21 protein-coding genes, 2 tRNA genes and 6 pseudogenes are annotated in these 22,237 nt (G+C 39.7%); 22 read left to right on the top strand and 7 right to left on the bottom strand.

What is annotated here, in order from left to right:
- Window positions 1-3 precede the first annotated feature (3 nt).
- Window positions 4-339 (top strand): phage tail protein, encoded by a 336-nt coding sequence (locus CFY87_RS03655; RefSeq protein ID WP_032844556.1) that lies wholly within the window; start codon window positions 4-6, stop codon window positions 337-339.
- 77 nt (window positions 340-416) lie between these two features.
- The gene (locus tag CFY87_RS03650) at window positions 417-956 is read left to right on the top strand and encodes a Rha family transcriptional regulator (RefSeq protein WP_094945924.1); all 540 of its coding nucleotides are present in this window, start codon (window positions 417-419) and stop codon (window positions 954-956) included.
- Window positions 957-978: 22 nt separating this feature from the next.
- Here CFY87_RS03650 and CFY87_RS03645 read toward each other — a convergent pair whose 3' ends face one another.
- A complete protein-coding gene (locus CFY87_RS03645) occupies window positions 979-1,179 on the bottom strand; it encodes a hypothetical protein (protein WP_041605059.1) in 201 nt (66 codons plus the stop codon).
- A 536-nt stretch (window positions 1,180-1,715) separates the two neighbouring features.
- Between CFY87_RS03645 and CFY87_RS03640 the strand changes: the two genes are divergently transcribed.
- From CFY87_RS03640 to CFY87_RS12665, 6 genes are all read left to right on the top strand, one after another.
- Window positions 1,716-2,540 carry a phage antirepressor N-terminal domain-containing protein gene (locus CFY87_RS03640; protein ID WP_094945923.1) on the top strand — a complete coding sequence of 275 codons (825 nt, stop codon included), beginning with the start codon at window positions 1,716-1,718 and terminating at the stop codon, window positions 2,538-2,540.
- Window positions 2,541-2,656: 116 nt separating this feature from the next.
- Window positions 2,657-3,388 carry a phage minor tail protein L gene (locus CFY87_RS03635; RefSeq protein ID WP_094945922.1) on the top strand — a complete coding sequence of 244 codons (732 nt, stop codon included), beginning with the start codon at window positions 2,657-2,659 and terminating at the stop codon, window positions 3,386-3,388.
- A gap of 1 nt (window position 3,389) precedes the next feature.
- On the top strand, window positions 3,390-4,169 hold the full coding sequence (locus CFY87_RS03630) for a C40 family peptidase (protein WP_094945921.1): 780 nt from the start codon (window positions 3,390-3,392) through the stop codon (window positions 4,167-4,169).
- Between the two features lie 17 nt (window positions 4,170-4,186).
- A complete protein-coding gene (locus CFY87_RS03625) occupies window positions 4,187-4,675 on the top strand; it encodes a tail assembly protein (RefSeq protein ID WP_094945920.1) in 489 nt (162 codons plus the stop codon).
- A gap of 86 nt (window positions 4,676-4,761) precedes the next feature.
- A complete protein-coding gene (locus tag CFY87_RS12130) occupies window positions 4,762-9,309 on the top strand; it encodes a TipJ family phage tail tip protein (protein WP_236757341.1) in 4,548 nt (1,515 codons plus the stop codon).
- Window positions 9,310-9,534: 225 nt separating this feature from the next.
- Window positions 9,535-9,921, top strand: coding sequence for a hypothetical protein (locus tag CFY87_RS12665; RefSeq protein WP_419670241.1), 387 nt, complete (start codon window positions 9,535-9,537; stop codon window positions 9,919-9,921).
- A 236-nt stretch (window positions 9,922-10,157) separates the two neighbouring features.
- Here CFY87_RS12665 and CFY87_RS12660 read toward each other — a convergent pair.
- A pseudogene (locus CFY87_RS12660) lies at window positions 10,158-10,255 on the bottom strand (transposase); the annotation flags it as partial.
- Window positions 10,256-10,666: 411 nt separating this feature from the next.
- On the opposite strand from CFY87_RS12660, the gene CFY87_RS11650 reads away from it, so the two are divergent.
- The 9 genes and pseudogenes from CFY87_RS11650 (at window position 10,667) to CFY87_RS12560 (ending at window position 14,901) form a co-directional block, all read left to right on the top strand.
- Complete coding sequence (locus CFY87_RS11650) at window positions 10,667-10,819, top strand: hypothetical protein (protein ID WP_158216606.1); 153 nt, start codon at window positions 10,667-10,669, stop codon at window positions 10,817-10,819.
- Between the two features lie 79 nt (window positions 10,820-10,898).
- Window positions 10,899-11,108, top strand: coding sequence for an ESPR domain-containing protein (locus tag CFY87_RS12655; protein ID WP_244911545.1), 210 nt, complete (start codon window positions 10,899-10,901; stop codon window positions 11,106-11,108).
- Window positions 11,096-11,728 (top strand): annotated as a pseudogene (locus tag CFY87_RS12650) (two-partner secretion domain-containing protein). The gene CFY87_RS12655 and the pseudogene CFY87_RS12650 overlap by 13 nt, the downstream one beginning before the upstream one ends.
- A gap of 335 nt (window positions 11,729-12,063) precedes the next feature.
- A complete protein-coding gene (locus CFY87_RS03605; RefSeq protein WP_094945919.1) occupies window positions 12,064-12,294 on the top strand; it encodes a hypothetical protein in 231 nt (76 codons plus the stop codon).
- A gap of 6 nt (window positions 12,295-12,300) precedes the next feature.
- Window positions 12,301-12,498: a hypothetical protein gene (locus tag CFY87_RS03600; protein ID WP_094945918.1), complete on the top strand. Its 198-nt coding sequence runs from the start codon at window positions 12,301-12,303 to the stop codon at window positions 12,496-12,498.
- Window positions 12,489-12,644 carry an Imm8 family immunity protein gene (locus tag CFY87_RS12645; protein WP_143226158.1) on the top strand — a complete coding sequence of 52 codons (156 nt, stop codon included), beginning with the start codon at window positions 12,489-12,491 and terminating at the stop codon, window positions 12,642-12,644. Before CFY87_RS03600 ends, CFY87_RS12645 begins: the two co-directional genes overlap by 10 nt.
- 30 nt (window positions 12,645-12,674) lie before the next feature.
- Window positions 12,675-13,352 (top strand): hypothetical protein, encoded by a 678-nt coding sequence (locus CFY87_RS03595; protein WP_094945917.1) that lies wholly within the window; start codon window positions 12,675-12,677, stop codon window positions 13,350-13,352.
- A 213-nt stretch (window positions 13,353-13,565) separates the two neighbouring features.
- Window positions 13,566-14,063 (top strand): hypothetical protein, encoded by a 498-nt coding sequence (locus CFY87_RS03590; protein ID WP_158216605.1) that lies wholly within the window; start codon window positions 13,566-13,568, stop codon window positions 14,061-14,063.
- A gap of 92 nt (window positions 14,064-14,155) precedes the next feature.
- Window positions 14,156-14,901 (top strand): annotated as a pseudogene (locus CFY87_RS12560) (hemagglutinin repeat-containing protein).
- A gap of 533 nt (window positions 14,902-15,434) precedes the next feature.
- On the opposite strand, the gene CFY87_RS03575 reads toward CFY87_RS12560, so the two are convergent.
- Window positions 15,435-15,860 (bottom strand): phage virion morphogenesis protein, encoded by a 426-nt coding sequence (locus CFY87_RS03575; protein WP_094945913.1) that lies wholly within the window; start codon window positions 15,858-15,860, stop codon window positions 15,435-15,437.
- 166 nt (window positions 15,861-16,026) lie between these two features.
- A pseudogene (locus CFY87_RS03570) lies at window positions 16,027-17,291 on the bottom strand (phage head morphogenesis protein).
- 25 nt (window positions 17,292-17,316) lie between these two features.
- Here CFY87_RS03570 and CFY87_RS12415 point away from each other — a divergent pair.
- Window positions 17,317-17,412, top strand: a pseudogene (locus tag CFY87_RS12415) (antA/AntB antirepressor family protein); the annotation flags it as partial.
- Here the strand turns inward: CFY87_RS12415 and CFY87_RS03560 are convergent.
- A pseudogene (locus tag CFY87_RS03560) lies at window positions 17,412-18,053 on the bottom strand (phage terminase large subunit family protein); the annotation flags it as partial. The pseudogenes CFY87_RS12415 and CFY87_RS03560 sit on opposite strands and share 1 nt — an antisense overlap.
- Before the next feature lie 322 nt (window positions 18,054-18,375).
- On the opposite strand from CFY87_RS03560, the gene CFY87_RS12555 reads away from it, so the two are divergent.
- From CFY87_RS12555 to CFY87_RS03540, 4 genes are all read left to right on the top strand, one after another.
- Complete coding sequence (locus CFY87_RS12555; RefSeq protein ID WP_336595874.1) at window positions 18,376-18,699, top strand: hypothetical protein; 324 nt, start codon at window positions 18,376-18,378, stop codon at window positions 18,697-18,699.
- Window positions 18,700-18,760: 61 nt separating this feature from the next.
- Window positions 18,761-19,141, top strand: a complete 381-nt coding sequence (locus CFY87_RS12550) for a hypothetical protein (protein ID WP_336595873.1) — start codon at window positions 18,761-18,763, stop codon at window positions 19,139-19,141.
- Window positions 19,131-19,727, top strand: coding sequence for a baseplate complex protein (locus CFY87_RS03545; protein WP_094945910.1), 597 nt, complete (start codon window positions 19,131-19,133; stop codon window positions 19,725-19,727). The genes CFY87_RS12550 and CFY87_RS03545 overlap by 11 nt, the downstream gene beginning before the upstream one ends.
- Entirely contained in the window at window positions 19,724-21,325 is a 1,602-nt protein-coding gene (locus CFY87_RS03540) for a hypothetical protein (RefSeq protein WP_094945909.1), read from the top strand. Before CFY87_RS03545 ends, CFY87_RS03540 begins: the two co-directional genes overlap by 4 nt.
- 703 nt (window positions 21,326-22,028) lie before the next feature.
- Here CFY87_RS03540 and CFY87_RS03535 read toward each other — a convergent pair.
- A tRNA-Leu gene (locus CFY87_RS03535) sits at window positions 22,029-22,115 on the bottom strand.
- 14 nt (window positions 22,116-22,129) lie between these two features.
- Window positions 22,130-22,205: transfer RNA gene (locus CFY87_RS03530), tRNA-Gly, on the bottom strand.
- Between the last annotated feature and the right edge of the window lie 32 nt (window positions 22,206-22,237).

Here is a 22,237-nt window from a genome sequence, read left to right as displayed (position 1 = left end):
AATATGGCATTAAAAACGCTGTCGTGGTGTCCTCAACCGGGTTATACCGTGGAAGAAGAACCACGACGAAAAGTGCTGAAGTATGGTAACGGCTATCAGCAACGAATGGAAGATGGAATTAATACACTACTGCGTAAGTATTCCGTAACCTACAAAATAAAAAACAAAGAATCGGCACAATTCCGCAATTTTATGAAAGAACACGGCGGAGTTCGTGCCTTTTATTTTAAAGATATCGCTCTTGGTGGCGAGTTAGTGAAGGTGGTATGTACTAAATTCCCTCGACAAGTGGGGAAAACACACACAATATTTACTTGTGAATTTGAAGAAGTTGTGTAACCCACGAATAAAACAATCCCAACCCGATCAGAAATGGTCGGGTTTTTTATTATCTAAATTTTACAAAAGGACAAATTATGCAATTAGCAAACCCTGAAAATTTTAAACAGTTCATTCAAGTTAAAGACCGCAAAGCAGTTACCACATCAGAGATTGTGGCAAAAGTATTTGGCAAATATCATCACCATGTTATCCGTGATATTCGTGAAATTCTTGAAAATGGTGACGAGGAATTTAACCGAACCAATTTTGGTTTGGTTGAATATATCGACAAAAAGGGTGAAAAACGCCCAATGTTCGAGATGACCAAAGACGGCTTTATGTTGCTGGTAATGGGCTACAAAACCAAGAAAGCAATGGCGATTAAGATTTCTTACATCAAAGCCTTTAATGCAATGGCGGAACAAGTGAGTCAAAATGGCTTAACCTTACTTGAACAATACTATCAAGCCATTGGCGAACATAAAGCCGAAAAACAGCTTGCGAGCTTTTGTGGTAAAGCCTTGAATGAATGGAAAGGCAAAAAGCCGGTATTAGAAGGTGTGATCCGCATTATGGAAGATAAAATGCAAATTGAATTACCGCTTACAGAACTACCAAAACTCACACAAATCTAACCGCACAAAGTGCGGTTAGTTTTTACTGGCAGTCAGTTTGAATGCCATATTTTTCAGCGTAAAGCAAAATAGCCTCAGTAATCATTGCATTTTGAGCAAGACCCCGTTCAAGGCTAATTTTTTCGACGAGATCGAAAATGTCTTTTTTAATTTTAAAGGATTTGGTTTTTACGCCACGCTTATCATCAGAGCGTTTTTGAATTTCAGCGGTTGACTTTGCCATAAATATTCTCCATAATTAATTTTGAAGAACGAGAGAGGTTTCCCCCTCTCGTTGAATTATCATCAAATTAGTACGCTGGCAGGCTAATGACTAATAAGATGATAACTAGGATAATGTATTTAAACATTGTGTTATCCTCTTCAAAGTTGGGTGGATTGAAGGTCGCACCCAGCTCGTTTCCGCAGTATTGCGAAAACAAGAATATTATAGGTCGTTTTATATTTCTGGTCAAGGAATAAAACGACCTATTTTTTATTTGACTTTTAAAAATTTCAGTAGTAATATTCTTCTCAAGGCGTAGAAACCTAAACAAACAGCGGCAATCCGCACCCGTCAGACAAGCGGTTTTTTTGTGTCTAAATTTTGCGATCTTTTTCCTGCCATTAGAAAAAGATTGTACAGGCTCAATGTCGAGAGGGCGGAGAATACAATACCCTTTGGGGAAATAATCCCGACCGTCTGTTTGCGGTTTTCTAACCTCTCGGCACCCTATAAAATAGGGTAAAACTTAGAAAAAAACAAACAGGAGCAGACTTATGTCTAATCAAATCACTACTCAAACAATCTCTTTTCACGGTTCAGATCTTATTACTTTAAAAGTCGAAGATATTATCTATACTGCGGTTAAACCTATCGTTGAAGCTATGGGATTAGACTGGGGCGGACAACAACAAAAACTCAGTAAATCAGGTAATAAATTCGGGTGTAGAGATATCTCTATGCCTACAAATGGCGGATTACAAAAGATGATTTGTATGCCAATCAAAAAACTCAACGGCTGGCTATTTAGCATTAACCCCGAAAAAGTGCGGGCAGATTTAAAAGAAAAAGTGATCCGCTACCAAGAAGAGTGTTTTGAGGCACTCTACAACTACTGGCACTTTGGCAAAGCAGAGCGTAAAACCACAGTAGACCAAAGAACAGGATTGCGAAATGCAGTAAATATGCTGGTGGGTAAAAAGGCGTTAATGTACAACGAAGCATACAATCTTGTTCATCAACGTTTCAATGTGGAAAGTATCGAAGATTTAACCGCTGAACAACTTCCGCAAGCGGTCGAATATATCCATAAAATTTACCTTGAGGGCGAGCTGATTATTGATGAGCCGAAAGCCAATAACGATATTCAAATTTCTGCAGACGTATTTGAAGCCATAATGAAACACACTAGATTGGCGAAACGACTTGCGGAACAAGTCGAGCCATTCCACCGACAACTACACCAAATGCTAGGTTTGGAGCGTTGGCAGAAAAATGACATCGCTTCACTGGCTTACGGTGTGAGAGTCGAATTTAATCATTGGCTAAATAAGGGCGAGAAAGTGCTAGAAAGCCATTATCGCCTTGCCTTACCAAATTAATTTTGAAAAAAATTGACCAAATCCAACCGCTTGTAGCCAAGAATTACAAGCGGTATTGGTGCTGCAAACAATTTGCCCTGATGAATTTCATCGGGGCTTTTTTATTGGAGAAGAATATGCCAAAAGATCTACCGTCAAAAATGGCTCAAGAATTGCCAAAACTGGAACAAGGGGCATTGATTGAGCTATGGGAAATTGATTTACGCCATATTGCCAACGGCAATGGCAATAGCGGTGAGTTGTATCGATTCCATAATGGTGTAAGTCAAAGCCGTGCGAATATTTGGTGGCAAGGCAATGAATACCAAGCTTATCCAATTAAGGCTGACGGATTCGAAATCAACGGGCAAGGTCCAAGTTCACGCCCTACGCTTACAGTTTCCAACTTGTATGGCATTATTACCGGCATTGCTGCCAACTTTGGGCAAGGCGTTGGCGGTAAAGTCACTCGCCGCTTGGTGTATGCTCAATTCCTTGATGCTCGTAATTTTACAGGTAACAAAAACAGTAAAGCTGATCCGACACAAGAAGCAGTAAGTTACTTCATTATTGAGCAACTTAAAAGCCTTGATGATGAACAAGCGACCTTTGAACTGGCTTCCCCAGCGGAAACCGATAACGCCAAAATTCCGCTACTAATGATTACTTCTGATGTGTGTATTTGGCAATATCGCTCCGCACAATGCGGTTACACAGGCGGTCCAGTTGCAGATGAATTTGATAAGCCAACCACCGACCGTAAAAAAGATAAATGCTCACATTGCATTCGTGGCTGTAAGCTGCGTTTTGGCGAAAATGCCGTCTTACCCTTTGGCGGTTTCCCTAGCACCACACAATATGGAAATTAAAATGCAAATTGATGACCGATTAAAAAAAGAAATTCTAGCTTACTCCAAACAATATGAACCGCAAGAATCTTGCGGTTTTGTTGTTTCTGAATATATGTATGGGCAGTTGATTTATTTCCCTTGTGAAAACGTAGCAGATGATCCGATCAAGTTCTTTGAAATTTCGCCGGATGACTTTATTCAAGCTAAAGATCTGGGGCATATTGTGGCGTTGGTTCATTCGCACCCCGATTCCGCAACAGAAAAAGGCTTGCCGTATTTATCAACAGCAGACAGAGAATGTCAGCTCCGTACACAATTAGATTTTTGGCTGGTAGTAGATAACGATATTAAACAGTTCCGCCCTATTGAACCGCTGATTGGTCGTCAATTTGAAAATAATAAACAGGATTGCCGTAATATCATTCTTGATTGTTATATGTTGGCAGGTATTGAATTGCCCGATCAATCCACTTACGAATTTGAGTGGTTTGATCATGCTAATTTATATGAAGAGGGCTTGGCTCGTTGCGGATTTGAAAAAATTCCTTTTGATGAAGATCCACAGCTTGGCGATATCATTTTAATTCAGGTAGGAGCGGATGTAGGCAATCACGCCGGCGTTTACCTTGGTAATCAAATGATGATTCATCACAGCGAGGGGCGATTATCAGCACGAGTGCCTTATGACGGCTTTTGGCTTAAATCCACACACTCAATTTGGAGACATTCACAATGGCAAAAATTACATTTCACGGCGATCTCAAACGATTTAGCGATCGACCATTCGAACTTGAAGTAAGTAACTTCCGTGAATTAATGAGTGGGCTGCTTACCCAAATTCAAGGTTTGCGTGAACATTTACGTAATGGTTATTACAAAGTGCGGATTGGTAAGAATTACTTAAACAATGATCAGCTACAAACTAACCCGATGATTGACCTTGATGACAGATCTTCCATTCATTTCACACCGGTGATTGTTGGAGCCGGTAAAAATGTTGGAGGAATTGTGAATATCGTGGTTGGTGTTGTGCTTGTTGCTGCTTCTTGGTATGTAGGCGGTGCCGCTGGTTGGGCTTATTTCGCAGCGGGTGCTGCAATGATGGCCGGCGGTGCAGTTACATTACTCTCTAAAACACCTGAAATGCCTAGCGGAGTGAACGAAGGTGAGAAAAAACAAAGCACATCATTTAGTAACATCCGTAACTTAACTCCGCAAGGCAGACCGATTCCTTTACTTTACGGCAAGATGATGACAAGCCTTGTATTGATTTCACAAGGGATCGAAACCTTTGATGATGTTTAAACATTAAATAATTAGCAAAATTCTGAATAAATTTGACCGCTTGTAAGCATTGTTTACAGGCGGTTTTCTGTTTTTAAGAGGTATGTATGGGCGGTAAAAAACAAGGTTCAGCACGCACACCACACGAAGCACCTGATAGTCTTAAATCAGCACAGCGATTACGTGCGATTGGCTTGATTTCATTAGGTCCGATTAAAGGGCCGGTAAACAAATGGAAATCAACCTATTTTGACAATACGCCAATTCAAAATGAAAATGGTATTGATGATAACGATGAAGCCAGTTTCAACTTTAAAAATACCGAAGTGTCATTCACATTAGGCACACAAGACCAAGCCCCATTACAAGGCTTTGAAATGTCAGAGCGTGAAGTATCGGTTAACACCGAAGTGAAATACACTACGCCAATTACTCGAACCGTTACCGATCCTGACGTTACCCGTTTGCGTGTAACTTTGGGGGTAAATGCTCTCTATGAGCAAAACGATAAGGGGGATACTAACGGCACATCGGTTTGGTTCCGTATTTTGATCAACGGATTGCCGCGTGCAACTTATGAAATTAACGGTAAATCATCATCTCGCTTTTATCGAAGCTACATTGTTGATCATTTACCTGAACGCCCTTTCACTATTACTGTAGAGCGCACAACAACGGATTCTAAAAGCCAACGCTTACAAAATACAACAAACTGGGTAAGTTATACCGAAATCATTGATACCAAATTGTCATATCCAAATATGGCATTGGTTGGCATTAAAACCGATTCCCGCTATAACCCAACTTTTCCAAATGTGAATTTCTTGCTTTATGGGCGTTTGGTTAAAGTACCCGGCAATTACGATCCTGAAACTCGCACCTACTCGACCGCACTTTGGAAAGGCGATTGGAAACAAGCGTGGACAAATAACCCGGCTTGGGTATTTTACGATTTAGTAACCGACCCTTTGGCCGGATTAGGTAAGCGTGTGGGCGATTATGGCTTAGATAAATTCCAGCTCTACCAAATTGCCAAATACTGTGACGAATTGGTTGATGACGGTTACGGTGGCAAAGAACCGCGAATGACGGCTAACTTATGGCTGACCGATCAACGTTCCGCCTATGAAGTGCTTTCTGATATGGCATCGGTATTTCGCGCGATTGCCTTATGGAACGGCACGCAATTCACGGCAATTCAAGACCGTACAACCGATCCGGTTTGTACTTATAGCCAAGCAAATGTTATCGACGGTAAATTCTCTCGCCAGTATGCGGCGATGAAATCTATCTATACTGCCGTAGAAGTCGAATATGCTGATGAACGCAATATGTATCAAAAAGCGGTGGAATATGTCGCTGATGATTTAATGATTGACCGTTACGGCTACAACGTCAAAAAAATGACCGCTTACGCCACAACAAGCCGAGGGCAAGCCCACCGTTGGGGTAAATGGATTTTAGCCACATCGCTACTGGAACAATGTACCATTACATTTAGCGTTGGTCGCCAAGGTTTATTACATTTACCGGGGGATATTATCGAAGTCGCTGATAACGATTACGCAGGAAAAACGCTTGGCGGTCGTGTAGTAGCGGTTAATGGTAAAGTGGTTACGCTTGATCAGCCTATTGAAATTTCAGGTAATAGCTATTTGAGCTACCTCAACGATGAAATGAAAGTTGTAAAAGTGGCAATTTCCAGTGTAGATAGAAAAAACAAAGCCGTAGTTACCTTGGCAACAGTTCCAACAGGGCTTGAGCCAATGAATGATTGGGTACTAAAAACGCCAACCGTTTCTACTCAGCTTTACCGTGCGATAGGCATTACTGAAAATGACGACGGCAGTTATAGCATTACAGCTCTTCAACACGAACCGCAAAAAGAAGCGATTGTAGATAAAAGTGCGCACTTTGTGCCGACGACTCAAACCGTCTATCATGCGCCACAGATTAATGATGTTAGCGCTAAGACCGGCTATGACGGTAAATTATATGTAACTGTTGATGTCGGTTCCGGCGACGGTGAAGTGGCATTTGATGTGCGCATTTTCAAAGACGGTAATTTCTTTGAATATCGACGTGGATTAACTGATCCGAATATTTCTTTTGAGAATTTACTGAATGGTGCATATACCGTAACCATTTACGCTAAAAACAAAAATGGTCAAATTGTTAGTGAGAAAACAACCGCTTTTACCATTGACAAACCACCGGTACCAACCGGCGTTTTAGTTACTGGTGGATTAGGTGAAATTACTATTGAGTGGGACTGGGTAGATGATGTCACCTACACAGAAATCTTTGCCAGTGAAGACACGAATTTTGCCAATGCAACCAAAGTCGCTAAAGTGCTGAGTAAACTCTATTCACATTCGGTCGGCGCACAGCAAACGCGCTATTATTGGCTACGTCATGTGCGCGGTGTGAATAATGGACCATTCTATCAAGAGCAAGGAATTAAAGGCGAAAGTGCGGTCGATTTAGACGCAAGATTAGAAAAATTTAATGAAGAATTGACTAAAAATATCATTGACGAAGTGATTGATAGCGCCTTGCCGGCGCGCCATCTCGAGATGATAAAAACTGTTAACGGATTGGATGTTAATACCTTTCTAGGCTATCGCCAAGTACACAACACCGTAGATGGCAAGTTGTACACATGGAATGGCACGGTTTACGTTGCAGATAGTGGAGAAGTCTTTGCCAATGAGATTAAAGGTATTATTCAACCGGAGCAACTCGCGCCAATACCGACTACCAATTTAGCCGGTAAACTGACCGATGAACAAATTCAGTCTATTAATGCGACTAAAGTCATTGGTACGCTCTCATTAACAAATATGCCAACCATTCCTACCAGGAAATTAAGGGGTCAATTGACAGACAGTCAATTACAAGGAATTAGCGCAAATAAGATTACTGGTACAATTGCAGTATCACAATTAGCGTCTATACCTACAACAAAATTAACCGGTACGATTTCGGCTAATCAGATTTCAGCTAATAGCATCGGTACGAATGCAATACAAGCTGGAGCAATTGGGGCTACACACTTACAATCTGGAAGTGTAGGGGCAAGCCAAATCCAAGCTAATGCTATTAGTTCAAATGCAATTCAGTCTGGAGCTGTTGTTGCAGGTAAAATTGCAACTAACGCTGTTGTAGCTGATAATATTGCGTCAAACGCTATTACCGCAGTTAAGATTTCAGCAGGTGCTATCACAGCCGAAAAATTAAGTGCAAATAGCGTAGGTGCAAATGCAATACAAGCTGGTGCCATTGTCGCCGGTAAAATAGCCGCGAACGCAGTTACTACCGCCACTATTGCAGCAGGAGCAATCCGAGCAAATCATGTTGCAGCCGGGGAATTAACGGCGGATAAATTGGCGATAGGGCTAGGTGGGAATTTACTATTAAATCCGATATTTGCCAATCTAGCTTACGGTTGGGAAAGCTCAAACGGGAACTATAACGGCGGTAAGATAAAGCGGAGGTGTGTAAAACAAGGAGACGAATCTTGGACGCTTAAAAACGCCTTGAGCAGCGAAGAGCGGTTAATTAAATTGACCTTTGTTGAAACCATCAGCCAAGCTAAAAATCAATGGGCTGATGTATGTCGTCAAAAAATTCGTTTAATTCCTAACCAATGGTACATTTTTAGTGCCTATGTGAATTCTTACCGGTGCGGAGCAATGTTATTAGTTGAAGAACTTAACACTACAGGTGGTTATGTTAAAGCTGTTGCAAGCAAAAGCATCACTAACGCAGGTTCATTTGAACATGGAGTAAATCAAAGTTCACGAAATTTTGTTAAATTTCGCTGTCCGGAAAGCGGTTATGTGGAAGTGATCGTCAGGGCAAACCAACAGACGCAAAGCAACCCTGAGGTTTATGTTGCCCGCCCCATGCTCGAAGAATGCACGCAATACACCAAAGAACCTAGCGCATGGCAGAATGCCGGCGTGACAGCGATACACGGTGGCTCGATTGTTACTAACACTATCACTGCACAACAAATTGCAGCCAATACGATAACCGCAAAGGAAATCGCCGGCGGCGCCATTGCTACGCGGCATTTGTCTGCTAACTCGGTCAATGCGGAACATATTGTGTCTAAGTCGCTCACTGCGGATAAATTAAATATCAACAGTTTATCCGCGATTAGTGCGAATTTAGGAGCAGTGACCGCGGGGAGTATATCCGGTACAACGATAAATGGGGGAACGATAAGCGGAACAACCATTAATGGGGGAACGATAAGCGGAACAACAATAAAAAGTGCATATTTCGAGTCTGCAACGGGTAAATTTACCGGAGCCTTGGAAGTAACACAGTTAATTGGTGGGAATGTATTTGAGAGAGCTGTTTTTAAATCTAAAGAAACTGGAAAATATGATACTTATCGTTATGAGGAAACTCATTACTATTATGAACATGTTATTAAATTTAAAATCAATCCGGCACCGGTAGATCGTTATATTTACATTGAAGATACTATTCCGGATGGTTATTACGAAACAAAATCATCTGGAAAAAACGGAATATACTATAAATACCATAAATCGAGAAATGTTGTACGTACCATAACACCAAATGTTCCCGAGGTATTTGAAGATGGTGGAGTATTAAAAAAAATACAGAATATACATTAAATGTTTCTGCTTATTTATCTAAGCGTTATAATACATATCCTAGACATTATCCTCAGTTTAAGCTAATCATAGAATTGATGATGTTATCAAGCAAAACGATAACGCCACTCTAAAAAACAAACCGCACTTTCAAAGTGCGGTCAGTAATTAAAGAGTTTGTAATTCAAGCAAAGTTTCAGGGTGACCGGCAATTTTAAGTAAAGTTGCAGCTGAACCGGAAAGCAAATGGCAGAAGCATTAAGTATCTCTCAGCCATCAGTTGTTGCCCTTGAAAAAGGTGGCAATGATATTAAATTATTTCAAACAAAGGAAAATCTTATGACAACATTTAATAAAATTTTAAACCCAATGTATTCAACGATTGCTACATATTCTATTCAAGATGATGGCGCGATTAATGCAAAATACGTTATCGGCACAGGAGTTGATGAGGAGGGTCAAGTAACCGACTTCACACCGATTATCGAAAGTTACAAATGGATCGACAGCGAAAATGCGAAAGGCATTCTCGAGGCTCCGCTAACCGAAGATGATTTAGGGAAAACGCCGACACAGATCATGCTGGATAGAATTTATCGACATTTAAAAGAGAAAGGGGATATTGTGGTTTAGAAGTAAAGGCGGGCAGTCCGCCTTTTATTCTCAAAGTAAACCCTGTCACATTACAGATGCGTTATCATCAACTATATGTTATTATTAGGAAAATTTTTGTTAATTGCAATTGTTATTATAAATATAATGCACTTTGTGTTAATGACGGTAAAATTGACGGTAAATTATAAGTTTTTATTTTATTAATTTTTATAAATCAATATGTTATGAAGTTAATCAACCATTGAGTGGGAATAATTGCGTTTTTTGATGACTCGGCGGATAACGCTGTTTAACGATTCCACCGCATTGGTGTATAAATCACTTTGCGGATATTCGGAGGATAGTCTAAATTCTTCAAAATTTTTAAAATGTTTATTTGTCCTTCTCGGTTGTCAGGTATCTTTAAAAAATCATAAGGATTATTATCTTGTTTAAGGGATTGGGTGAGTGTCATATTTAATTTTTTTATAACAATGACGATAGAATATAAGATAAGTTAGGCAAGTACACATATCACTATCGCTATGCGGACTTGCAAGGATAATTCCCTTGACTTTTTTGTAGTTTAGACTTATCTCGCGATAGCTACGAGAATTAGCGGATGCTTAATTTTATGTCGTGTAATCTTTCTGCAAACTATTTTTTGACTTTGAAAAATCGGTTACAAAGGCAAAAAATACTTAGTTAAAGGCTTGCTGAATATAGGAATTTTCATTAGGCTGAAAAGCCTTGAAAACATGATTAATGGGGCGAAATAGATTGTATGAATTTGGATAAAAAATTATGGAAAACAAGAACGCTATTCTCGCCAATAATGTACATTGCGGGATTATTGCTTCCATTTTCGGCGTTATCAGCACCCAATGAACCTAATTTCACTCAAATTGATGTCCATCACCAAACCGAACAGCTTTAGAACATCAAATCTTTATACCGTTTTAATATTGGCTACACCTTTTAAATCACTTATTTCAAGATGAAATTAAGGACAAAACATGAACAAAAATAAATTCCGAGTCATTTTTAACCGCACTTTATCGCGTTTTGTCGTGACATCTGAGTTGGCGAAAACAGCGGATAAATTATCACAGGCAGATGATGTCAATGCGATTGATGTAAAAAGTGCGGTGTATTTTTGTTCTGTTTTCCCCTTAAAGATGTTGAGTTTTAGTTTGTTCCGTGCCTTGGGTATTTGTCGTTGGTAACTCCACAAACTGCCTTTGCCAATCTTGAAATCCGTGCCGATAAATCTGCACCTGTCAATCAACAACCTATCATCCTTTCTACCGCAAATAGCATTCCGCAAGTTAATATTCAACCCCAAAACAGTAAGGGGCTTCCCTATAATAAATATGCCCAATTTGATGTGGATACCAAAGGCGCTATTATCAACAACAGCCACAGGCTCACCTAAACCCAACAGGGCGGTTTAGTCACAGGTAACCCCTATTTAGCGCATGGCGAAGCGCGTGTGATTTTAAATGAAGTCAACTCGTCCAACCCAAGCCAATTAAAAGGCTATGTGGAAGCGGCGGGTAAAAAAGCGGATGTAATTATTGCCAACCCTAGTGGCATTCATTGTGCGAGTTGTGGCGTCATTAACTCGGGGTGTACCACCTTCACCACAGGCAAACCCCATATCAAAGACGGACAGGTAGATAGCTTTACCGTTGAAAAAGGTCTTGATGTTATATCAAATATTGCTACAGATTCCAATTTAGAATGGATACAACAAACCGGAACAAAAGGAAGTTTATATACTAAAAAGGTGTTCCAAGTCGATTCAAAGTTGATGGGGTTGTTGATGGTGTCAAAATTAGAGTGATAGTAGAACCTATGGGCGATGGTGTCATTACAGCATTCCCTGTTAAATAGGGGGGATATGTTAATAAAAAAGAAATTTGAAAAATTACTTCCTTTACTTAACTTAATATTGCCCTCAGAAGATTTTAATAATGCTATAGAACTAACTAATTAATTATGATGAGTATGGAGTCACTATTGAACTAATATGTATTCAGTTATATGAAAATTATATTTCGATAACTGATGAAATAAAAAATGATTTTAGATATTATTACTGAAATGGATTTAGATCTGGAACTTATTGATGGAATTAAGGTAATCTGAGCATTTTCATTACCGAAAAGGTAAAATATTATGAAAAAAGCTTTTAGAATATACTCTCAAATATACTTGATGGTTTTGTTTATCTATACTAGTTATGATGGAACTGGAAAATATAGACCAGCATCAGTAAAACATAAATCTTCTTATGCAATAACAGGTGTTCAGGATAATTTTGAAAGAATTACAAAAGTATTTGATTCTAGAAAGGGAAAATATGTAGAACATTCTGAAAGTAATTTGCATCTTAATATTAAGGAGTAATAAATTATGGTTACTGCTGATTTAAAAGCGATGAGCTATTATGGCGTATCATCAAAATATGAAGCTCAATTATTAATGCTTGAACAAACGGGATATAACTTGAAATTATCTTTGACTATAGGTGAAAAAGGAGAATGTGGAGGAGATTACTTTACAGTAGATGTATTTAATATTGATTTACTTAAAAATACAAAATGCTTTTAGTCTCTAAGAGCTTTGTTGTTAATGATGATATAGAATTGGAACTTCAACATTGTGTTAATAGCATTACGGGTAAAGATTGGAATGAAGTGCTAAATAAATTAAGGCATTACTTTGATTGGGAATATGAAAATCATAAATTTGTTTAAATTTTCTGAAAAATATTTAACCTAAATTCAATGCGAATTCAAATATTGAAATCCAACCGCACTTTCGCGGATACTGAAACGGCGAATGAGAAAGTTGCGTGTTATGATTTAGCGAAAGTTCAAGAAAAACACGAAATCGCCAACCTCACTAGCCAAAATTGGCGCAACGTATGTGGGCGACTTAGCGAAACAAATGGATTGGGAAGATGGCAGTCCACAAAAAGTTGCGCTTCATGGTTTAGTGGGGCTCTTATCTGCTCAAATGAGTGGAGGAGGGGGATTATTGGTGGTGATCTTGAAACGGTAGCACAAGGTGCAGCAACGGCGTTAAGTGCGGAAAAATATAATCGACAACTACATCCTAATGAGTTACAGTGTATTAAAGATCTTGCCAATGGTGACAAAGAAAAAGAAGCTCGTTTCACTGCTGCGGCTTGTGCTTTAGTACATTGTTCTGCACAAATCTCAAGTGATGATCCGGAGTATGCAGAAGCCTATGCGAAAGCATTGGAAGATCTTGGTAATACAGCTGAGTTTGCCTCTGAACGTGAGTTACTATCCCGTCAATATGAGTTTTATGGAGGTTATGATAATGGAGCTAAAAAATTTTTCACATATATAACAATAAATGAAGACTGGGAACGATTTATAAAAGATGCTGTGTATCTGAAAGAATATCCTAAAGGTAGAAAATCTGCCATTTTTTAAAGATGGAGAGCGAGCAATTTATAGACTTAGTAAAGCAGGACCTATGACTATTGAATTACAACGTCCGGATAGACAAAAAATTATTGAGGTTCGTTATGATAAGTGATAATTTTTTTTTTTTTTTCCTATCCCCTGTGTGCCTTGCCTCCACGACTCAGTTGAGAAATAAATAATATTATTACGCATTACAATAAAGTAATAGATTTTCATTCAATGAAATATAACTATAATGAAATATCTAACATGAATCTATTTGTTGACTTTATGGAATTTGATTATGGTAATGAATTAATAATTGAAACATACATCAAATGCTTCATTGATAACTATCAGGGAGCTTTGTATGCAGTGCCGATAGTTTTTATCGAGTCGGAATTTCATAGTATTTTATATGATTTCAAACCATCTTTACTTGCTAAAATAGCCTCTTGTTTTGAGGAATATAGCTTATGTTATAAATCCTTGATTGCTGATTACAGGGGTGAATTTATAATATGGTATGACGACTTATCTTCTTTTATGATTACCAAAAATGGACATTTTTGTCTTAGAGCTATGAATACTACTGCTCTAATGTCCTTGAATAATTGGACAAAATTATCCAATAATGAATTGGAAATGTATGATTATGATTTGGATATATTGCACAATTTCCAGAAAGTATTGCACAAAGTCGGCGGTATCCCACAAAGTATGCTGTCTATAAATTGACCTGTTAAAAATCATGAAAATTAAGACTTCTTAGTTGTCATATTTTTTAATAATATACAAATAGAACATTGGAAAAAGACAAACGGTAATTTATGGTTAATATTGTACAAATTTTGATGGTAAATCTACTGCGGATATTGGATATGAGTCAACCAAGCGTAAAAGTGCCTGTCAGCGTTGGCGCAAGTCAATCTAAACAAGAAAGCCATACCACTCAAATCACCCATAGTGGTAGTGAAATTAGCGCAGGAAATATTCAGTTTAAAACCACCAAAGAGGATTTAGATATTATAGGCTCAAGCGTAAATGATGCACAAATTGCCCTGGATAGCGCAAGAAACCTCAATCTCGAATCAGTGCAAGAGACTTATCAAAACCGCACTGACAGTAAAAACAGCTGTTGGAGTGGGGCGTATTTTTAGGAATGAATGGCAATAGCTTTGGATTGGAGATTGAAGGATCAGCACAAGCGGGTAAAGGCAGAGAAAACACGAACGGTATAACTCAATCCAATACCCATATCAACGGTAAGCAAGTGACGATTTCAAGCCAAAATGACACTGCCCTTCGAGGCACACAAGTTAATGCGAACAGACTGGATGCGGACATCAAAGGTAATTTAACCCTTGAAAGTCGGCAGGATAGCAACTCAATACAACAGCAAACAAACCCAAGCCGGCGTGTCGGCATCCGTTGCGATTTATGGCACAGGCTCAAGCGCATGGCAAATTACTCTCAAAACCAAGCCAAAGTAAATTACACCCAAGTGGAAGCACAATCGGGCTTTCATGTGGGTAACGGTGGAATGAACTTCAAGTCTATATTAATGCGGGCTTAAGTATATTGGACACAAAAGATTCTGCTGATTATGGCTGGAATGCTTTGGCTGGTAACGAGTAGTTTAGGTGGAGGACTCTCATCTAAAAGCAGATAAGTTTGCAACCCTAATAATATCAGGGTATACAGGAGAGTCTTTAGGAGATTCGGATAAAGTTAAAAATACTCTAAAAAATTTATATGATACTGTTTATGAAGCTAAATAATTTTTATCTATCTAGATTTTTGTATTTTTTTTATGTATTTATTTGACCCTTTTATCTAGAGATTTACTTGTTGTGCTTTACTTATATAACAAGAGGTTTTTTATACTGGGAGATTATAGGGTTTAGAGATTTTTATTGCTGCACTAATTATTTTTGTACTAATTGTATAGAAGAATTTAGCGAAAGAAAGGAAAAGAGAGAGAAGAAAAAGCAGAACCCTTTTTAAAACCGTTTTAAATCGTTTTAATTTGTTTTAAAAATTTTTCTTCGACAAATTCACCGCTTAATAAAATAACGCCTTAGCACGCGATTGAGGCAATATTATCGGCTATTTGATTAAATCCCGAAAATAGGACTGAATATCGTCTACTAAATCCTCTTCATCTTGCGAAGTTAACCTTAAGAATGGACGGGCGGGAATCTCCACTTTTTTACCGCGTCTGGCTTTGCCGCCAAATTGATGAATTGCCGCATAAGGTTCGTTTGTTCCCACGACAGCATTCTCTTTATCATAATAGCCGGTAATACTCCCCATAAGGTTTTCCGTATCGATAAGCGGTTTTCCTTGGCGATATTTTAATGCCTCCCATGCCGGACGCCCGCCGCTTTCAAAGTTTTGCAATACCGCCTTTTCCATGGTGCCGGCAAGTTTATGCATCAGCGGCGATAAATCGCTGGTGCCCTGCGCCAATTCGTCTAATAAGTGGGAAATTTGATCGGCGTTATTGATTTTAATTTCAATAGGATTATTCATGTTTATTTTAAATTACTCCCTATGGTTGATAAAAAAATAAAAGGGCGTATATTTCAAGTACGAGGTTGTGATATGAAAGTGGTGAAACTTCCTTCCACGGGGCGAACGGTTGAAATAGAACGGGGACTCTGAATGTAGGTGTCCTTTCCTTTAGGACGCGGAAGACCTACCGCACAACCTCGTATTTTTTAGCTTCTGAACGCAATTTCTTTTCACTTGTCCATCGAGCAGAAATTAAAAAACTTTCCTTTTTATTTGGAAGATATTTAAATATAACCTCAAATAATCTCCCATCAATATTTTTAATCACAATTAATCGCCCATCATCTCCTCGATAGATATTATCGGCAGAAAATATCGCTTCTGGAACCCATGCATAACTATCAATATTAAATTTGGGATCCCCTAACCGACTTTGATAAGAGATTGATCAGAGAACCAAACTGTTGCTGTACTCATTTTTAATAGAGATACATCCTTATTAGATAAGCGCCCAGCTGCAAAATGGAAATTCATAGAAGCAAGATTTTGAATTAAAATAATTTCTTCTTTATCTTTGATTTTTTCCATCTTTGTAAATCCTAGTTTTTCTTTTTCAAGAAAATAAGCATTTTCAAAGCGTTTATATTCTAATTTAAACTCCTCCTCCGAAATTTCCGTTTTCGCAAATTGATGGGCTAATTTTTCCGGATATAAATCCAAGTTCGGGCGATAAGATAAGCGTCCGATATTATAATCAAATCCTTTATCCGCAACACGCACTGAACCGTCCGGCAGTTTAAAACCCATGGTTTTTTCGCGCCCCCCGTTTTTGTCTGCCGGACGTTCCACTTCGGTTAAAAATGCCGAACTCTCATCCGGCTTGCTCATCCCTTTGCGTTTTAAATCCCGTTCATCTAACGCAATCACGGTACAACGACAATTAAACCCGTTCGGTGGATAAAAGGTTGACCAAAACGGATCGTCATAGCGATAAATTTTCCCGTTTAAGGCTAAATGCGCCGGACGGGTACGTGAGTCACCGACCGCGCTATATTGCCAATAAGGGCGATTATCCACATTATCCCGTAGACGCTGATAACGCGCCGCAGAGTAAGCCGCTTGCATATTCACGCGATAAATGGTGTTAAGACGTCGCGGCGTGCCAAAATATTCGCCGGTTTTCGGATCGGCAAGTAAATTGCCGTCTATGCCGCGACTGACCTTTTTATCATGCGTAAACACCCAGCCCTTGCGCTTAAATTCGCCCATTAACGCTTTTTTCCATTGGTGAAACGCCTTGCCTTCACGTAGGGCATTTTCCAGAGATTGATAAATATCTTTGGTCATCTCAAGACTTGATAAACAAGCAATGGTTGTCGCTTTTGCCAAGGCGCTTCGGTGCAACTCTTTCTCGAAAATGTTGACCGCCAGCATTTTCTTTTGACGCAAATTCGTTGTTTATCAACACACCAACGGAAGACCGTGCAAGGAATATCATATTACCCTTGATATGGGCAAAGAATTAGGCATGGTCGAACGCAACGAAAAAGGCAGAAAAATCCGCCGTTAAACGGTTCGATCTGCAATAAACGTCGTGGCATTGCCGGATCTTGTCGTGGTTTGTTTAATCATTAAAAAGCTTGCGGGAATATCAATTTCTTTATCCGACCATTCAATCATTGCCTCATCAACAAGATTGTGAACTTTTAAAACAAGTTCCGTTTTAACGGTCGGATCGTAGGTAATCGGAACCGCTGCGCGTCGGGCAAATTCCTTAATTTGTTCATAGACGCCATAGCCGACGCCGGTTGCGTCAATGCCGATATACGTCATTTTATATTTTTCAAACAATCGTTTAATTTGCGCCGCTTGATATTTATAAGAAAGCCCTTGCCACTGGTGGCGTTCTAAAATGCGATATTTTTCATTAGGCAATGCCGGTGGCGCAATCACCACAAAGCACGCCGCATCGCCGCTGTGTGCCGGGTCGTATCCGCCCCAGACTTCCCGCCCGCCTATCGGATTTTCACTATCGGGATCAAAGTCTTTCCATTTATCGCCGCTCCAAAAGGCATAAGACGGATGGAATTTTGAAGAAGGTGTAGAAAAATAAGTTTCGCGCCATTTTTTATGCGTCGCCATGGCGGACGAAACATCATGAAAGTGGTTGAAGTCATGGATCCATGCATATTCATCGCCATAAATATGACCTCTATCGACCGCAAACCGAAGAACAACTATTGCAACTTTTAAAACAACGCTAAGAAATCAAAAAGTTAATTGCTAACGGGAAAATCATTAAGCAACAAATAAGAACAAATGCCAGCCAGTAACTTGCTAATAGGGTTAATTTTAAATCACGTTTAAAAATAACGAAGTAGCCGGAAATCCCGAAGCAGAGCATAATAACTAAAATTTTTATAGCGTAAAGTAGCGTAAAAAACATTAAGATCCTCATTTATGGATTGATAAACAAGTCTACATTGTAGCAACAAGGTTAAATCGGAGCTATTTTTTTTACTCAAGGTGAAATATGTGGAAAAAACAATTATTAAAACTTTCCCCACAAGCAAAATTAGCCATCGAGAACAATGCTAAGGGAATTAATTCCCCTTTTGTTTTATCGGCGAAAGGCACAAAAATCGGTGTGCATAATTGGTCGCACGGAGTGAAGGAGCAATCAAATTATTATTTATCGCCACGAAATACAATTAAGGTTTTTGCGGAAAAATTAACGGATTATTCTGATCCGCAGCGCCCACAAGGAGAACAAGAGATGATTGCACTGATGGTGACCAGTGGCGATATTGATGAATTTATTGCGAAACTGGAAAAAAGTCAGGGGACTGTTAGCTGAACCCGCCTTTAAACAAGCGTTAGATTATGCAAAATCCTCAAAATCATTACAGGAAACGAAGATGATTAAAACGCCTACGATCAGTTATCCGGCGTTTGGCGGTCAGGCAGATATCACGCCAAGCGCTAATCGTGCCATGCAAAGTATTTTGCGTAATTCCGCGTCGAGTGTGAGCGCGAAAAGTATTGCGGATCCAATGAATGCGATCCGAAGTTTGTTGCAGAAAAAAGCGGAACGGGAAAAGCAAAATCAGCAAAAAATAACGCAGATGCTTACTACCTCCGTTGAGGTTTATGCTTTTATGACGCGCGGACGCCTTGAGCAGGCGGCAATAGAAATGCAGTCAACTATTCCAAGCGATAGTAATATTTATACTGCTTGTGTGTTGTTTATAAGTAGGGATTTATCCGGCATTAAGGGGATGTTATTCGATGTTTATTGAGAAAAAGCAAGCGCCTTTACAAAATAAAAGTCATCCTAGCGTGCAACTGGCGTTAAATGGAAAGCCGATTTATTTAAATAATATCTTAATTTCTGTTTCCTTGCGGCGTGAAGAAAAAGACATGTCAGGACAAAAATCAAGTACGAAAAAATCCGATAAGGGTGTAAAAGCGAAGGTGTTATCCGTCAGCGGTCTGATCCCTTACAATCGTCGCGAGTGGTTGACCGCGCTTTTTAAGTTAGCCGAGGCGGAAGATAGTAAGGGAGAGCAAGAAAAATACCGTGTTTCTTGTGTGACCGCGGAGACGGTGAACATGAGAGAGGTTCAATTTAGTGATACGATTTCCGCGCAAGAGTTACAAGACAAGTTAGCCTGGCAAGTCTCTTTTACTTTGCGTGAAATTAATTCTATCGCCGAGAAAAAAGAGCAGCGGAAAACCAAGCCAAAAGCCAAGGTGCAAAGTGAAAATGCAGCGAAAGCCAAGGCAACCGCGCCAAGCGAAAATTCCGCTGGTGCAACCAATTCCACACCGCAAGCGGAAGAAGATAATTCATTTTGGGGAAAAGTAGATAAGGCGTTAGCATGAAAATTATAAAAACGTGTTTAATTAATGGAAAGGAAGTAGCGCTAGCGAAAGAGGATATTATTTTAGAGTTAAATAATACCGGTCGTGGCTTTGTTACGGTCTTAACGGATGAGCATTGCGTTGGGAAAAGTGCGGTGTTTGAATTGGGCGAATACGATCATTATTATAAATGGTTTGATGGCTTTGTCGAACGGGAGCAGGATGAGGACAACGGATATAAAAAATTATTTATTCGTGAAAAAGTCGCGATTTTCGAGCGACAATTAAATTGTTCACACCGCCATATCACCTTGCGCGATCTCGCCTCGTGGCTTACGCAACAGACCGGAATTCCGGTTAAAATTCCGCAAGCCGACTATGCCGATCGCCCAATCCCGTTGTTTACCCATACCGGCAGCGGCTACCAGTTGTTGCATAATATTGGGCGACAATTTGAAATTAAACATTATATGTGGCAACAATCGCCGGATGGATCCTTGTTTATCGGGTCGCATGATGATAGTCGCTGGTTCGGGAGAAATGTTGACATTGAAAGCGGTGTGACGTTAACCGGTGGCAGTAATGAAATGACTATTCCTATTGCCGCGGCGATAAGACCGGGAGCAATGATTAACGGGAATAAAATTAAAACCGTTGAATTGGCAGGAGATGATTATATCTTAACTTGGGATAGCCTTGATAAAAACGGAAAGCCGCTACAAAAAACACCGGAGCGCCGACAAATAGAAAAACATTTCCCGGAGCTTGCCGGCGGGTACCATTTGCCGAAATACGCGAAAGTGGTTGGCGTAGCGGATCCATCAAGTGGCGGAGATATTTCCGATCCTTTTCGTCCGAAGTACGCGGTTGAATTACAATTGCTGGATGAGGATGGAAATGACGATAAAAGCATTCCGGTTTATCCGGCGGTTCCTTTGCCGGTTACGTCCACCGGATCGCAAAGTGGTGATTTTGCTTTTCCGGAAGTGGGGACGATTGTCGAGGTGGGATTTGCTTATGGTCGATCTGATAAGCCTTTTGTGCGAACCTTGCTTGCGCAAGGTAAAACCGTTCCGGCGGTCGCCATTGGTGAGCAACTGAAACAACAGCGTCCGGAGGTGTTTGAGCGAACTGATGCGGCGGGAAATAAAACTAGAGAAACCGATCAGAATATTACCGACCGATCCTTTAGTCGCAATATTGAAACGGATGAGGAAATAAAAACGATCGGCACGTCGAATGTCAACATTGATGCGGATAGCACAGAAGCCATTGGCGGCAATAAAACAACGCAGGTTATCGGCAATATTAGCGAAGCAACCGCAAGTAATAAATCCGTCGGTGTTGGCGGTGAACTGTCGGAGCGTATCGTTGGACTGGCAAAGCGCGTTTCAGATGAAGAAAATAAATTTATTGCGCCACTAAGTTATATGGGAACGGAGGGGCAGAATATATTCAGGATCTTAGAGGAAGCGATACAGATAATTGCCGACTTGGCGAATTCAGTGAGTAGTCACACTCATAACGGTGGACCGCGACCCGATCAAAGCGGAACATTTGCTAGTCAGTCGAGTAAAGCCACAAGCGCAAAAGAAAAACTGACGCCAATTATTGAGTAATGTTACCCCGCAATTTAATAAAATACCCTATCAACAAAGCCGCATAAACGCGGCTTTTTTCTTATGCGCTCTTCTCTTTTAATAATAACTAATTGATTATTAAATAAAATATAATTTATTTCAAAATGAGATTTACCTGGAAAATTCCCGCAAAATGTCCGGGTAAAAATCCACGTAAAAATTTCACGTAAACATCTACGTCACGAAAAATCCGCTTCCTCCCCCGCGAAATTTATAGCGAAAAATTGACGTTTTTTCAGTTAAGCAATTAGGTAAAAAATACAATGAAGCCAGTAAGTAAAAGGGATCTCATGAGGTGTTAAAAAGATCTTAGGTGAAAACATTTCAGTTAATTACAAGAGTTTTCAGTCAAAAAAGAGCAGTGTTTTGTTATGGAATTCATTATCTGTATGATTTTAAATGAAAAAATAGATTTTACGTGCGTTTTTATAGGGGAGTAAGATGTTGATTTATTGCGTTTTAACATTGCTTTATACCGTGTTTTTAGCGGTAAAAAATCTGCCATTTGGTGGCTGTACAGCCACCGGTGGATGCAATTGAAATTTGTGTATAAAAAACAAACAGCCACTTTACAGCCACCAAACAGCCACCAAGTCACATTTTGAGCAAATAGAGGGAGGGAAACTCAAGCATAAAAAAGTCGCATTTAGCGACTATCTTATTGAATTTATTGATATTTTAATGGTGCCCGAAGCCAGACTTGAACTGGCACGCCTCGAAAGGCGAGGGATTTTAAATCCCTTGTGTCTACCGATTCCACCACTCGGGCTAGACGTTATAAAATGGAGCGGGAAACGAGGCTCGAACTCGCGACCCCGACCTTGGCAAGGTCGTGCTCTACCAACTGAGCTATTCCCGCATTTGTAAGGGTTGTTGCTTAACAACCAGGTG

This window comes from Actinobacillus seminis, assembly GCF_002263215.1.
Classification (GTDB): Bacteria; Pseudomonadota; Gammaproteobacteria; order Enterobacterales; family Pasteurellaceae; genus Actinobacillus_B; species Actinobacillus_B seminis.
The sequence above is the reverse complement of the archived record's forward strand: the minus strand, read 5'-3'. Positions and strand labels throughout refer to the sequence as shown.

What these genes read in the sequence shown, in the direction of transcription:
- CFY87_RS03655 (WP_032844556.1), top strand. Translation starts at nt 4, where the DNA reads ATGGCATTAAAAACGCTGTCGTGGTGTCCTCAACCGGGTTATACCGTG.
- CFY87_RS03650 (WP_094945924.1), top strand. Translation starts at nt 417, where the DNA reads ATGCAATTAGCAAACCCTGAAAATTTTAAACAGTTCATTCAAGTTAAA.
- CFY87_RS03645 (WP_041605059.1), bottom strand. Translation starts at nt 1,179, where the DNA reads ATGGCAAAGTCAACCGCTGAAATTCAAAAACGCTCTGATGATAAGCGT.
- CFY87_RS03640 (WP_094945923.1), top strand. Translation starts at nt 1,716, where the DNA reads ATGTCTAATCAAATCACTACTCAAACAATCTCTTTTCACGGTTCAGAT.
- CFY87_RS03635 (WP_094945922.1), top strand. Translation starts at nt 2,657, where the DNA reads ATGCCAAAAGATCTACCGTCAAAAATGGCTCAAGAATTGCCAAAACTG.
- CFY87_RS03630 (WP_094945921.1), top strand. Translation starts at nt 3,390, where the DNA reads ATGCAAATTGATGACCGATTAAAAAAAGAAATTCTAGCTTACTCCAAA.
- CFY87_RS03625 (WP_094945920.1), top strand. Translation starts at nt 4,187, where the DNA reads ATGAGTGGGCTGCTTACCCAAATTCAAGGTTTGCGTGAACATTTACGT.
- CFY87_RS12130 (WP_236757341.1), top strand. Translation starts at nt 4,762, where the DNA reads ATGGGCGGTAAAAAACAAGGTTCAGCACGCACACCACACGAAGCACCT.
- CFY87_RS12665 (WP_419670241.1), top strand. Translation starts at nt 9,535, where the DNA reads ATGGCAGAAGCATTAAGTATCTCTCAGCCATCAGTTGTTGCCCTTGAA.
- CFY87_RS11650 (WP_158216606.1), top strand. Translation starts at nt 10,667, where the DNA reads ATGAATTTGGATAAAAAATTATGGAAAACAAGAACGCTATTCTCGCCA.
- CFY87_RS12655 (WP_244911545.1), top strand. Translation starts at nt 10,899, where the DNA reads ATGAACAAAAATAAATTCCGAGTCATTTTTAACCGCACTTTATCGCGT.
- CFY87_RS03605 (WP_094945919.1), top strand. Translation starts at nt 12,064, where the DNA reads ATGAAAAAAGCTTTTAGAATATACTCTCAAATATACTTGATGGTTTTG.
- CFY87_RS03600 (WP_094945918.1), top strand. Translation starts at nt 12,301, where the DNA reads ATGGTTACTGCTGATTTAAAAGCGATGAGCTATTATGGCGTATCATCA.
- CFY87_RS12645 (WP_143226158.1), top strand. Translation starts at nt 12,489, where the DNA reads ATGCTTTTAGTCTCTAAGAGCTTTGTTGTTAATGATGATATAGAATTG.
- CFY87_RS03595 (WP_094945917.1), top strand. Translation starts at nt 12,675, where the DNA reads ATGCGAATTCAAATATTGAAATCCAACCGCACTTTCGCGGATACTGAA.
- CFY87_RS03590 (WP_158216605.1), top strand. Translation starts at nt 13,566, where the DNA reads ATGAAATATAACTATAATGAAATATCTAACATGAATCTATTTGTTGAC.
- CFY87_RS03575 (WP_094945913.1), bottom strand. Translation starts at nt 15,860, where the DNA reads ATGAATAATCCTATTGAAATTAAAATCAATAACGCCGATCAAATTTCC.
- CFY87_RS12555 (WP_336595874.1), top strand. Translation starts at nt 18,376, where the DNA reads ATGTGGAAAAAACAATTATTAAAACTTTCCCCACAAGCAAAATTAGCC.
- CFY87_RS12550 (WP_336595873.1), top strand. Translation starts at nt 18,761, where the DNA reads ATGATTAAAACGCCTACGATCAGTTATCCGGCGTTTGGCGGTCAGGCA.
- CFY87_RS03545 (WP_094945910.1), top strand. Translation starts at nt 19,131, where the DNA reads ATGTTTATTGAGAAAAAGCAAGCGCCTTTACAAAATAAAAGTCATCCT.
- CFY87_RS03540 (WP_094945909.1), top strand. Translation starts at nt 19,724, where the DNA reads ATGAAAATTATAAAAACGTGTTTAATTAATGGAAAGGAAGTAGCGCTA.